This window comes from Winogradskya consettensis (genome assembly GCF_018332715.1).
In the GTDB taxonomy this organism is placed as follows: domain Bacteria; phylum Actinomycetota; class Actinomycetes; order Mycobacteriales; family Micromonosporaceae; genus Actinoplanes; species Actinoplanes consettensis.
This window is the reverse complement of the sequence record NZ_BOQP01000043.1, coordinates 83,460-94,889: the sequence shown is the minus strand read 5'-3', so window position 1 is coordinate 94,889 and position 11,430 is coordinate 83,460. Positions and strand designations below refer to the sequence as shown.

The 11,430-nt window shown below is 69.4% G+C and carries 11 protein-coding genes and 1 pseudogene; 6 read left to right on the top strand and 6 right to left on the bottom strand.

The annotated features are described in order from the left end of the window. The first annotated feature begins 93 nt into the window (after positions 1 to 93). The 3 genes and pseudogenes from Aco04nite_RS35380 to Aco04nite_RS50295 all read left to right on the top strand — a co-directional run. Positions 94 to 1,599 (top strand): LysM peptidoglycan-binding domain-containing protein, encoded by a 1,506-nt coding sequence (locus Aco04nite_RS35380; protein ID WP_213001591.1) that lies wholly within the window; start codon positions 94 to 96, stop codon positions 1,597 to 1,599. Between the two features lie 3 nt (positions 1,600 to 1,602). After that, positions 1,603 to 2,040, top strand: coding sequence for a hypothetical protein (locus Aco04nite_RS35375; protein ID WP_213001590.1), 438 nt, complete (start codon positions 1,603 to 1,605; stop codon positions 2,038 to 2,040). Positions 2,041 to 2,417: 377 nt separating this feature from the next. Further along, positions 2,418 to 2,515: pseudogene (locus Aco04nite_RS50295) on the top strand (IS481 family transposase); the annotation flags it as partial. Between the two features lie 65 nt (positions 2,516 to 2,580). On the opposite strand, the gene Aco04nite_RS35370 reads toward Aco04nite_RS50295, so the two are convergent. The 3 genes from Aco04nite_RS35370 to Aco04nite_RS35360 are packed head-to-tail and all read right to left on the bottom strand — an operon-like array spanning position 2,581 to position 5,755. Beyond that, positions 2,581 to 3,399, bottom strand: a complete 819-nt coding sequence (locus Aco04nite_RS35370) for a hypothetical protein (protein WP_213001589.1) — start codon at positions 3,397 to 3,399, stop codon at positions 2,581 to 2,583. Beyond that, positions 3,396 to 3,968, bottom strand: a complete 573-nt coding sequence (locus Aco04nite_RS35365) for an RNA polymerase sigma factor (protein WP_244876525.1) — start codon at positions 3,966 to 3,968, stop codon at positions 3,396 to 3,398. Before Aco04nite_RS35365 ends, Aco04nite_RS35370 begins: the two co-directional genes overlap by 4 nt. A 44-nt stretch (positions 3,969 to 4,012) precedes the next feature. Further along, the gene (locus Aco04nite_RS35360; protein ID WP_213001587.1) at positions 4,013 to 5,755 is read right to left on the bottom strand and encodes a pyruvate dehydrogenase; all 1,743 of its coding nucleotides are present in this window, start codon (positions 5,753 to 5,755) and stop codon (positions 4,013 to 4,015) included. Between the two features lie 265 nt (positions 5,756 to 6,020). Here Aco04nite_RS35360 and Aco04nite_RS35355 point away from each other — a divergent pair, with 265 nt between their 5' ends. Beyond that, positions 6,021 to 6,209 carry a hypothetical protein gene (locus tag Aco04nite_RS35355; protein WP_213001586.1) on the top strand — a complete coding sequence of 63 codons (189 nt, stop codon included), beginning with the start codon at positions 6,021 to 6,023 and terminating at the stop codon, positions 6,207 to 6,209. Here the strand turns inward: Aco04nite_RS35355 and Aco04nite_RS35350 are convergent. Beyond that, positions 6,187 to 6,921, bottom strand: coding sequence for a dienelactone hydrolase family protein (locus tag Aco04nite_RS35350; RefSeq protein ID WP_213001585.1), 735 nt, complete (start codon positions 6,919 to 6,921; stop codon positions 6,187 to 6,189). The two genes, Aco04nite_RS35355 and Aco04nite_RS35350, sit on opposite strands and share 23 nt — an antisense overlap. 117 nt (positions 6,922 to 7,038) lie before the next feature. Here Aco04nite_RS35350 and yiaA point away from each other — a divergent pair, with 117 nt between their 5' ends. Beyond that, complete coding sequence (gene yiaA, locus Aco04nite_RS35345; RefSeq protein ID WP_213001584.1) at positions 7,039 to 7,488, top strand: inner membrane protein YiaA; 450 nt, start codon at positions 7,039 to 7,041, stop codon at positions 7,486 to 7,488. Here yiaA and Aco04nite_RS35340 read toward each other — a convergent pair. Beyond that, entirely contained in the window at positions 7,485 to 8,483 is a 999-nt protein-coding gene (locus Aco04nite_RS35340) for a TAXI family TRAP transporter solute-binding subunit (RefSeq protein WP_213001583.1), read from the bottom strand. The genes yiaA and Aco04nite_RS35340 overlap by 4 nt on opposite strands. Beyond that, on the bottom strand, positions 8,452 to 10,443 hold the full coding sequence (locus Aco04nite_RS35335; RefSeq protein WP_213001582.1) for a TRAP transporter permease: 1,992 nt from the start codon (positions 10,441 to 10,443) through the stop codon (positions 8,452 to 8,454). The genes Aco04nite_RS35340 and Aco04nite_RS35335 overlap by 32 nt, the downstream gene beginning before the upstream one ends. Before the next feature lie 96 nt (positions 10,444 to 10,539). Here Aco04nite_RS35335 and Aco04nite_RS35330 point away from each other — a divergent pair, with 96 nt between their 5' ends. Beyond that, on the top strand, positions 10,540 to 11,388 hold the full coding sequence (locus Aco04nite_RS35330; RefSeq protein ID WP_213001581.1) for a CDP-alcohol phosphatidyltransferase family protein: 849 nt from the start codon (positions 10,540 to 10,542) through the stop codon (positions 11,386 to 11,388). Positions 11,389 to 11,430: the final 42 nt, after the last annotated feature.

Sequence of the window (11,430 nt, the reverse complement as noted above, 5' to 3'; positions counted from 1 at the left end):
GGCGACAGCGCGCGGACAGTGGGCCCAACGCTATCGCACCCCGTAAATGTAGGGTGGCCGCGTATCGGTGATCTGTATGCGAGGAAGTTGGCCATGGCCCGTCGAACATTCCGTCGAGCCAGCACCCTGGTGCTGGGTCTGATGCTCGCCGTGACGGTGGGTGCCGGGTCACCGGCTCTGGCGTCACCGTCGTCGTCACTCCCAGGTCTGCACGGCTCTTCTCTGGCCGAAAAAAGGGCAGACCCCAAGTGGTACGTCGTGCAGTCCAGCTACAAGGGCCAGCCCGAGTTCCTGTTCGAGATCGCCGAGCGCTTCCTCGGTGACGGCAACCGCAACCTGGAGATCTTCGAGCTCAACAAGGGCCGGCTCCAGTTCGACGGCAAGCGCGTCCAGACGGCCGAGGCGATCGAGCCCGGCTGGATCCTCGTGCTGCCCGACGACGCGAAGGGCGACGGCGTCAACATCGGCCCACTGCCGCCGCTCCCCGAGGATCCCGACGCCTCGGGCGCACCCAGCGCGGCAGCCTCGGAGTCCCCGGACACCGACCCCACGGCCGCCGCTCCCGGCGCCGCCGACTCGACGAGCAACGGATCGCCGCTGCTGGTGATCCTGCTGATCGTCGGCGTCGTCCTGATCCTCGCCGGCCTGGTGATCGGCTTCCTGCTGATCCGCCGTCGCCGCAACGCCGCCGACAAATCCGCGCCTGCCGCCACCCCCGGCTTGCCCTACGCGTCCCCGGCCCCGAAGGCACCCAAGCCCCCGAAGACGACAAAGCCGCGCCGCAAGGGCAAATCCGCCCCCGGGATGTCGGCCCGCACGTTCGACACCGCCGCGGCCTGGACCGTCGACCGCGCCCTGCGCGTCCTGGTCACCGGCAGCGAGGCAGCCGGCCGCCCGGTCCCGCCGGTCTACGGCGTCTCCCTCGACGACACCCGCATCTCGCTGCGCCTCGCCGTCCCCGGCGGCGACCCCACCGAGCCGTGGGAAGCCGTCGAGAGCGGCCGCGTCTGGCAGTCCTCCCTGCGCGACCTGCAGGCCCTGCCCGCCCGCAACGACGTGGTCAGCCCGACCCCGCGCCTCGTCACCCTCGGCACCACCGGCGTCACCCGCGAGCTCGTCGACCTCGGCCAGGCCACCGGCGTGATCAGCATCGAAGGCGACGGCTCCGTCGCCCGCGAGCTCGTCGGCGCCTGGGTCGAGGAGCTCATCCGCAGCCCCTGGGCCGACGACGTCCGCGTCATCGCCGGCGACGTCCGCCCCCACCTGCCGGAAATGGAACGCCTCTCCTCCCTCGGCAGCATCCGCGACGCCCTCACCACCGCCGAGGGCGACGTCGCCGAAGGCGCCTACGCCCTGCGCAACGGCGGCAGCGGCGCCGGCCTCGGCGTCCTGATCCTCGGCTCACCCCCCGGCGCCCGAGACATGGAACGCGTCCAGAACCTCGTCAACCGCCCCGACGCCGCCTGGGTCGTCATCGTCGTCGGCCAGACCCGCCAGGGCCGCTGGCGCTTCACCGTCCACCCCGACGGCCGCCTCGACACCGGCGCCCTCGGCCTCAACGTCTACACCGGCCGCGTCCCCGCCGGCCAGGGCAACTAACGATTGTTCGACCTGGTCTTCCGCGACTTCCAGCCCGGCCGGAAGCCGTTCCCGCTGTCACCTTCGGGACGCGCCTGGTTCCTGCTCGACGGAACGGCGTTCCCGGAGGTGGGCTGGTCGGACCTCCCACTCTCCATGCTCGGCGCCGCCGCCACGGCGTACAAGGAGCTGCGGCACGGAGCCGGCGAAGCGCGCTCTTTCTGCTTCGACGGCAGCTTTGATCTGGTTTATCAGAGGGCCGCTGAGCGGGACCTGATCCTGATCAGGGGGATGCAGGACGGGGACGAGTGCCTGGGTACGACGTCGGTGCCGCTGGCCGTGCTGCGCACTGCGCTGCTCGGGGCGGCGGAGAAGATGCTGGCCGCGCTCTCCGATGTGGAGGAGAGCGGCGGCCGGAATTCCATGATCCTCAGGAAAATCCTGGTCGACCTGGCGTCCTGAGTCTTCGATTCATTGGCAGCAGATGGCAGGGCTCTGGTCGCGGGGCACGAAGTTGCGTCGAAACCCGCGCTACCGCAACATTCTGCGGCGTCAGTCGTCAAGCGTGGGCCATTCATGTCTGGCCAGGAAACATATGATTTGTGCCGAGGCATTATTGTCCGGATTTGACGAGCTACACCGCATGAAGTTGTCGCATCCTGATGCTCAGCGCAACATCTAACCGTTCTGACCACGGACGTTTGGTAACAGCGCGGATTGCCTGGCACGGATGAGGACCTCTGGGTGAAGCGGAGCTGGCCGCTACGCAGAGCCGTGGAACGCTTCCAGGCCAGCCCCCACCACCGCGAAACGCTGGGCCGACCGGACGCAAGTCCCTGCACGACCTTCCAGGCGATCTGATCCACGTCGACACCAGGAAACTCGGCAACATCCCACCGGCGGCGGGCATCGCACCCGAGGCCGCCACCAAGGCCAGCTGCGGGGGCCGAGGGCACTGTCCCCCTGACTGCAAGCGCATCAGGGGCTCGGGACGCCGGCTGGTCAGGGGGTCCAGGGGTCGGCGGGTAGGCAGGCGGGGCCGGGGGTGCCGTAGATGACGGTGCCGGTCGGGTCGGTGTAGCAGTGTGGGTAGTTCTGCGAGTAGGTGAAGAGGGGCCGGCGGTCGATCTCGGTGCCTGTGGCGTCGTAGCTGACCAGTTGGGCGTTCTTGCGGACGTCTTCGGTGAGGGAGATGAGGCCGAAGGCGCCGTTGTTGATCCGGGCGGTGGTGGTGCGGCCGTTGCCGTGTTCGAGGATCAGGCGGTCGACCCGGGCGCTGACCCGGCCGAGGACCGACACCGAGCCGCCGTCGGCTTCTGTCGAGGTGAGGCTGAGGCGCTGGACGGGGCCGGGGAGGTAGTCGCGGTGGGGCCAGGCTTCGCCGCCCACGCTGCTCGACTGGAGTTTGCCGAATTTCATGTGCATGTCGCAGGCCATGTAGCCGTCCTGGGTGAGGAACAGCACGGCGATCCAGGGGCCGCGCCGGGACGCGATGGTGACGTCTGCCGGCGCGACGGGCACGAACTCCAGCGGCGGGCCTCCGTCGTCGCGCGGTTTCATCTGTTCCAGGCAGTCGCGGACTGCGCGACGCAGCGACGGGTCAAGTTCCGCGCTGCTCATCGCGAGGATCTGGGTGCGGCCGGTGTCCAGCTTGACCACGGCGACCCCCGCGATCAGGGCGAGCACCGCCGCCGTCGCGACCAGCAGCCGCCGCCGGTGAACTCGCGGGCCCCGGGCGACGGTCATCAGCTCCGTACGCATCCGGGCGGCGCGGGCCGGCGGCAGGTGCCGGTCGGCGGGGGGCTTGAGCACGTCGTTCATCGCTGTTCCTCCGTGAGAGTGGCGCCGAGCAGGGTGCTGAGCCGGGCCCGGGCCCGGCTCACGCGGGAGCGGACCGCGACCTCGGTGATGCCCAGAGCGGCAGCGGCCTCCGGGTAGCCGACACCCGACCACAGGCACAGCGCGACGGCTTCCCGTTCAGCGCGAGGCAGCCGGCGTACGGCTGCAAGGACCGTGCCCATCGAGCGTTCGTCGTCGAGGCGACCGGCGACGTCGTCGGCGGGGTCGGGGTCGTGCTCGGCGGGCAGCCGGCCGAGCAGGGCCCGCAACCGCCGCGCCGACCGCCATTCCGTCCGCGCACAGTTGCCCGCCACCACCAGCAGCCACGGCAGCGCCGTGTCGAGCGCGAGCTGCACCGTCCCGCGCTTGCGCCACGCGGCCAGGAACGTCGCCTGGGTGATGTCCTCGGCGACGCTCCACGAGCCGCAGAGCCGGAAGGCATGGTTGTAGACCGCCCGCGAATGCCGGTCGAACAGCGTGCCGAAGGCGGCCTCGTCCCCGGCGGCCACCGCGGTCCAGAGGTCCTGGTCGGTCGGCCCCGTCTGCGTCATCACATCCAGCTATGGCCGCCAGGCCCGGAGATGTTGCGGATTTCTCAACGCGGGATGTTGCGGATGTTGGTGCGGGCCAGGTGGAGCATCGAGCCGACCCCGCCGCCCAGCACCGTCTTGCCGATGGAGAGCGCGAAGCCCTTCGCCTCCTCGGCGGTGATGTGCGACGGGACCGACAACGCGTCCGGGTCGGTCACCACGTCGAGCAGGGCAGGGCCGTCGTGGTCGAGGACCGAGCGCAGGGCGCTGCGGAGTTCGTCCGGCTTTTCGACGCGTACGGCGTGGAAGCCCGCGGCCCGGGCGATCGCGGCGAAGTCGACGGCGTCGTGGTCGGTCTCGAAGGGTGGCTCGCCGTCGACCATCATCTCCAGGCGGACCATGCCGAGGCTGGAGTTGTTGAAGACGACGACCTTGACCGGCAGGGCGTGCGTCTTCGCGGTCAGCAGCTCGCCCAGGAGCATCGCCAGGCCGCCGTCGCCGGACATCGAGATGACCTGCCGGCCGCGGTCGACCATCTGGGCGCCGATCGCCTGCGGCAGCGCGTTGGCCATCGTGCCGTGCACCCAGGAGCCCATCAGCCGTCGGCGGCCGTTCGGGTTGATGTAGCGGGCGATCCAGGTGCAGCACATGCCGGTGTCCGCGGTGAATACGGCGTCGTCCGCGGCTTCCTCGTCGAGGACCGTGGCGACGTACTCGGGGTGCAGCGGCGTCAGGTGCTCGATGTCGTGCGTGTACGCCTCGACGGTCTGCTCCAGCTTCTCGCCGTGCTTCTTCAGCATCTTGTGCAGGAAGTCGGCGTCCTCGCGCGGGTTCAGCAGCGGCAGCAGCGCCCGGATCGTGGCGCCGACGTCACCCGCGATGCCCATGTCCAGCACCGTTCGCCGGCCCAGCCGGGACGGGTCGATGTCGACCTGGATCGTGTTCTGCTGCGGCAGGAAGGCGCGGTACGGGAAGTCGGTGCCCAGCAGCAGCAACACATCCGCTTCGTTGCACGCCTCGTAGCAGGACCCATAACCGAGCAGACCGGACATGCCGACGTCGTACGGGTTGTCGTACTGAAGAATCTCCTTGCCCCTGAGGCTGTGCCCGACGGGCGCGTTCAACGCGGCAGCCAGGGCGAGCACCTCCTCGCGCGCGCCGGCGCAGCCGATCCCCCCGAAGATCGCGACCTTGGGGGAGCCGTTGAGCCGGTCGGCGAGCTCCTGCAGCACCTCGGCCGGCGGCGTCGGCAGCGCGCGCCCCACCGCGGCGGCGGTCTCCCCGGTCGCGTTCACGGCCTCGCCCTGCAGCACGTCACCCGGCACGACGATCACCGCGGCGCCCTGCTTGCCGACCGCCTCCTGGATGCCCACCCGGAGCATCCGTGGCATCTGCGCCGGGCTGGAGAGCACCTCGGTCCAGTGGCTGGCCTGCTCGAACAGTCGCTTCGGGTCGGTCTCCTGGAAGAAGCCCGTGCCGATCTCGCCCGAGGCGATCTGCGAGGCGATGGCGAGCACGGGTACGCCCGACCGGTGCGCATCGAACACGCCCTGGATCAGATGCGTGTTACCCGGCCCGCAACTGCCCGCACACACCGCGAGCTTCCCGGTGAGCTGAGCCTCCGCCGAAGCCGCGAACGCCGCGGCCTCCTCGTTGCGCACATGCACCCACTGGATCTCACCGCTGCGCCGGATGGCATCGCTGAGCGCGTTCAAACTGTCCCCGACGATGCCGTAGATCCGTGTGACACCCGCTTGGACCAACACCTCGACGAACTGGTCGGCGACTGTCTGCTTGTTCCCGAACACATTGACTCCCCGGGGCCGGTGCGACTGTGCCCTATTCGTTACCCCGTACGCGGGACTACGAACAGAGGCTCACTGGATCTTCAGGTCACAGACAGTGTGTCGGCTGTCACGAGCAGCAGTGGCGGAATCGTGGGGCCGGTGGCGTGGCCGGGGTGGGAGCTCGAGCTCTGGGACGACGATCCCGCCCAGCAGATCGCCCGCGCCGGGATCCTCAGCCTGCCGCCGGTCGACCTCGACGATCCGCTGCGCACCCCTCGCCGACCGGGTGGACAGTTTCACCCCGGTCGAGGAGACGCTGCGGAGTCGCCGGGTCGACTTCGAGAACTTCTACGCGAACAACTACGGCATCACCCGCGCGATCCTCGACATCCACCTCACCCCGGCGGACGTCGCGTCGGTGACCACGGCGATCCTGAGCAGCCCGGAAAGAATCAGCGGCCCTGGAAGAAGGTGACGGCTTCGGTGAGGGCGAGGTCGGTCAGGACCGGGTCGTGGCGTACGCCGATGTCGCGCATGAAGGCGTGCTCGCCTCCGCGGTAGATGTGCAGTTCGAGATCGTCGAGGCCGGCGGCGTACAACTCGGAGATGATCTGGATCCTGGCATCGGCCGGGACGTGCGGGTCCTGCGAGCCGAAGACGATGAGCAGCGGGCCCCGGATGTCGGCGGCCCGGGCGAGTGAGCCCGCGTCGGCGTCGGCTCCGAGCGCGCCGTTGTGCAGGCCGGTCGGGTAGAAACACACCGTCGCCGCGACCCGGGGGTCGAACGCCGCGCGGAAGGCGAGGTGGCCGCCGATGCAGAAGCCCGTCGCGAGCAGGGTTGTCGTGTCGCTGCGGTTCTCCAGGTAGTCCAGGACCGCGACCCGGTCGGCGTCGAAGTCGGCAATGGAGGTGGCGGCGGCGCCGGCCATCCCGGCCTGCTTGCCGGCGTCGTCGAACTCCAGGGCTACGCCGGCCAGGTCGCCGTGCGGGTAGATCTCGGGGACGCACACGATGAAGCCGTACGACGCGAGCCGCCGCGCGGTCCGCAGGGTCGACTCGGTGAGCTGGAAGATGTCGGTGTAGAGCAGCACGCCCGGCCAGGGCCCCTGCCCGACCGGGGTGATCACCACCGACCGGATCTCGTCCGCGGCCGACGGCACCATGACTACGTTTTCAAGCAACTTCATGCCGAGTGACATTACTGGCGCCATTGCAACCAACCGTTGAGTACCACTACTCACGATTGTGTGACGGGGTTCGCGCAGGCTGTGCCTATCAGTTCCTACCCCCGTTCGGAGAGTCCCGTGGTCAACCAGCCTTCTTCCGCCAGCAAGCCCACCGCCGCGTTCGTCGGTGCCTCGTGGGCCGTTCTCTTCATCGGTTTCCTGTCGTTCGCGGTGGGGCTGTGGAACGCCACGATGACCAAGAGCGAGAAGGGTTTCTACGCCGCGGTTCTGGTGCTGGGTGTGTTCGCCGCCGTGTCGCTGCAGAAGTCGGTGCGCGATCGGGCGGACGGGCTGCCGGTCTCCGCGTTGTATCTGGGGCTGTCGTGGGCTGTGGTGGCTCTGGGCGTACTGATGCTGGTGGTGGGTCTGTGGAACAGCGGGATGGCGCTCAGCGAGAAGGGTTTCTACGGTCTCGCGTTCGCCATGACGCTGTTCGCCGCGGTGGCGGTGCAGAAGAACGTTCGCGACACCCTGCAGTTCAAGGCTCCGGCCCCCGTTCCGGCGCACGCTCCGATCGTCAACTACTAGGCGGGTGCGCCAAGGTCGTCGAGGGCCTTGGTGGCGCCGCGGTGCAGGCCGATCGGGTCGGTGCGGCGGGCGGTGGACAGGTCGATCTCCTTGGCCGCCGCGTTGGCCTGCTGCAGCTCGGCCTTACGGTCGAAAAGAGCCTTTGTCAGTACGCACGCCACGTCCGCGTCGAGGTCCTGACGCACGAGCAGCAAATTGGGCACCACGACGGTCTTGATGTCCGCCGCGGTCCGGTAGGTGGCCGCGGGGATGGTGCCCTGTTCGTAGACCGGATTGATCGTCTTGAGGGCCGCGAGCTGCGGCGTGATGTCGAGGAACTGGACCTGGTCGCCCGACGTGGTCAGCAGGTCGGTGATGCCGGGGGTGGGCAGCCCGCCCGACCAGAAGAGCGCGTCGATCGAGCCGTCCTTCATCCCGTCGACCGTCTTCGTGAGGTCGAGACGCTGAGCCTTGATGTCCTTGGCCGGGTCCAGGCCCGCCGCGGTGAGAACGCGGTTGGCGATGACCTCGGTGCCCGACTTCGGGGAGCCGGTGGAGACGCGCTTGCCGGTCATCGACTTCACGTCGGTGATGCCGGCCGCCTTGCGGACGATGACCTGGGTGTAGTTGGTGTGGATGCGGGCCAGTGCCGACACCGGCTGGCGGGCCGTGAAGCTGCCGGACCCGTTGACCGCGTCGGCGGCGCTGTCCGCGAGGGAGAACGCGACGTCGAACTTCCCGGCCACGAGCTGCTGGATGTTCTGCACGGAGGCGCCGGTCTCGGAGGCCGTCGCCTTGACCTTCCCGCCGGCGGTGGTGCCGATCTGCTGCGCGTACGCGTTCCCGAGCGCGAAGTAGACCCCGGTCGCGTTGCCGGTGGCGATGCCGATCCGGGTCTCCTCGGCGACCTCGCACGTGACGGTGTCGCCGGTGTCGGTCCGGACGGCGTCCTGTTTCCCGCCGCACCCGGTCAGTATGAGTGCGCTAGTCGCCGTTAGTGCCAACACTTTCCGCATGGTTCTTCCTCCTGAGGATGAGAGCGAGCCCGAGCGCGACCACGCCGAGTGCGATCGTCACCGGGGCGAGGTAGAGCAGGAGTACGCCGGCGAGGCCACCCAGGACTCGGCTCGGCACGCCGGCCGCTCCGATGCCGGGCACCCAGCCGCCGGTGGCGATCGCGAGCCCGCCGACGGCGAGTGCGGCCACCGCGGTGGTCCAGAGGATGTCGATGAACGAGCCGCGGCCGAGCAGGTGCTCGCCCGGGCCGGTCAGCACGAACGCGATCGGGGCGAGGAATGCCGGGAGGGCGTACTTGAGGGCCTGCCACATGGTCGGGACGGTCCTGCCGCCGGTGATCGCGCTGGCCCCGACGGCGGCCAGTGCGGTCGGCGGTGTCACCTCGGAGAGCACCGAGTAGTAGAAGACGAACATCGCGGCGGCCGGCGCGGAGACGCCGAGCCCGAGCAGCGCCGGGCCGATGATCACCCAGCCGATGATGAAGCTCGCGGTCACCGGGACCGCCAGCCCGAGGACCGCCAGCGCCACCGCGGCCAGGACGACGGTCAGCGCGAGCACCGCCGTCGGGTTGTCGGTGACCGCCCGCGCACCGCTGACCAGCAGCGACGCGAGTTGCGCGCCGAGGCCGGTCTTCGTCGTGGTCGCGGTGATGATGCCCGCCGCGGTGCAGACCGCCACCACGGCGAGCACACCTCGTACGCCGGCGGCGAGCGCGGTGAACAGGCGCCGGGGCGTCAGCCACGAGCGCCGGTCGAGAAAGGACAGCGCGACGGCGGCCAGCGTCGCGTACACCACCGCGCGGGTGGCGCTCTGGCCCACGGCGAGCAGCACGACGATGAGCACCAGGGACGAGAAGTGGTAGCCGGAGCGGAGCAGCAGGTGCCGCGCGCTGGTGTCGGGGGCCTCGACCGGGCGTACGCCGAACCGCCGCGAATCGATCTCGACCGCGAGCACGATCCCCAGGTAGTAGAGCAGCGTGGGGATCATCGCCCAGCCGAGCACCGTGAGGTAGGAGACGTCGAGGTACTCGGCGACGATGAACGCGGCCGCGCCGAGCGTGGGCGGGGAGAGGATCGCGCCGACCCCCGCCGCCGCGAGCATCCCGCCCGCCTGTTCCGGTGGGTATCCGGCGCGGCGCAGCAACGGCCACGTGACGGCGCCGACGCTGACCGCCGTCGCCGTGCCCGAGCCGGAGACCGTGCCCAGCAGGAAACCGGCGGCGACGGCGGTGCGCCCGGCCGCGCTACGGGACCTGCGGAACGCCGCCACCGACAGGTCGACGAAGAACCGGCTCGCACCGGAGAGGTCGAGCACCGCGCCGTAGATGGTGAACAGCACGATGTAGCTGGCGGCGACGTCGAGCGGGGTGCCGTAGAAGCCGCTGCCCGAGTTGTAGAGCGCGTCGACGATCTGGGCGAAGTCGAGACCGGAGTGGGCGATGCTCCAGTTCTGGGGGAGCAGGCCGCCGTAGTACGCGTACCCGAGAAAGGCCAGACAGACGATCGGAAGCGCGAGGCCCGTGGTTCTCCGGCAGGCCTCCACGACCAGGAGCAGCATGACCGACCCGGCGATGACGTCCGGGGTGTCGAGCAGTCCCTGCCGGTCGAGGAACCCGTCGTACCCCCCGGTGAAGGGATCGACCGGGTAGAGGCAGACCAGCAGCGTGAGAACGGCCAGCCCCCAGTCGGCGGGCGTGGGCCGGTCGCGGGCCGAACCGGGCAGACCGCTGCGGTAGCCGAGGAACACCAGCGGGAGGGTGCCCGCCAGGAAAATGATCAGGTAGAACTGGCTCCCCTGGGCGAGCGGCCGGAAGACCTGGAACAGCACCAGCAGGGCGACGACGAAGGCGACGATCGACACACCGAGACCGATCGGGCCGGTGAGCGTACGCGAGGGCAGCTCTTCGTCGTCGTAATGGACCGGGGCCGGGTCTGGGTCAAGAGATCGACCGACATCCATCAACGGACTTTACTATGCCCGGTGCTCGTTGCGGCCTGACAAATTCAGGACTACCGGTAACCTGACAAAAGGTACATCACGCGCGTTGAGAGGGCTATGGTGCGACGATCATCGCTGCGGGAGATCCGTGAGCAGACCTACAAGGTCCGGGATGCCTGGTGGACGGTCCTGCTCGTGGACCCGGTGGCTGCGCGGCTCGTGTGGCTCGTCGCCCCTTACCGGTGGATCACGCCGAACGTGCTCACCGCCGTGGCCACGCTGCTCGGGCTCGGGTCCGCGGCGTGCTTCCTGCTGCAGGACCGCTGGTGGGTCGTGGCGGGGGCGCTGCTGTTCCACGTCAGCTTCATCGTCGACTGCATGGACGGCAAGATCGCCCGGTTGAACGGGACGGGGTCGATGTTCGGGACCTGGCTCGACTTCATGTTCGACCGGGTGCGCGTCTTCATCTGCGCGTGCGCGCTGTTCGGCGGGCAGTACGCGAGAACGGGCTCGGTCGCGTACCTGTGGGTCATGCTCGGGGTCATCTTCCTTGATCTCTTCCGCTACCTGAACGGCCAGCAGATGGCCAAGGTGCGCACCACGATGCGCGAGCAGATCCTCGAGGCTCGTGGCGGGCCTGTTCCAACAGTGGCCACAGTCCCGCGTGGGCCTCGTGCGCGGGTGAGGCAGTTTCTCGCTGAACGTCGGATCCGCACCCATTTGTTCAGCGGCATCGAGTACGAGATGACGGTCTTCATCATCGGCCCGCTCACCGGATGGATCCTGCAGTTCGCGGTGGTGGCCGGCGTGCTGCTGCTGATCTTCGAGCTCCGGCTCATCCACGGGCTGTGGAGGTCGACCCGGGCGTTCCCGGTCGCCCTGGCCCGCGCGCAGGCGGAGGGTGCGGTGCTCCCGCAGCGGGAGTCGCCGTCCCGCGAGATGAACGCGCCGGTGACCGCCGATTGAGTAAACGATTTCACAGTTAGGCTGCTGAGCAGGCACCGGCTG

Excerpts from the sequence above, each read along its gene's own strand:
- Aco04nite_RS35380 (WP_213001591.1), top strand. The coding sequence starts at position 94 with ATGGCCCGTCGAACATTCCGTCGAGCCAGCACCCTGGTGCTGGGTCTG.
- Aco04nite_RS35370 (WP_213001589.1), bottom strand. The coding sequence starts at position 3,399 with ATGAACGACGTGCTCAAGCCCCCCGCCGACCGGCACCTGCCGCCGGCC.
- Aco04nite_RS35365 (WP_244876525.1), bottom strand. The coding sequence starts at position 3,968 with ATGACGCAGACGGGGCCGACCGACCAGGACCTCTGGACCGCGGTGGCC.
- Aco04nite_RS35350 (WP_213001585.1), bottom strand. The coding sequence starts at position 6,921 with ATGAAGTTGCTTGAAAACGTAGTCATGGTGCCGTCGGCCGCGGACGAG.
- Aco04nite_RS35340 (WP_213001583.1), bottom strand. The coding sequence starts at position 8,483 with ATGCGGAAAGTGTTGGCACTAACGGCGACTAGCGCACTCATACTGACC.
- Aco04nite_RS35335 (WP_213001582.1), bottom strand. The coding sequence starts at position 10,443 with ATGGATGTCGGTCGATCTCTTGACCCAGACCCGGCCCCGGTCCATTAC.
- Aco04nite_RS35330 (WP_213001581.1), top strand. The coding sequence starts at position 10,540 with ATGGTGCGACGATCATCGCTGCGGGAGATCCGTGAGCAGACCTACAAG.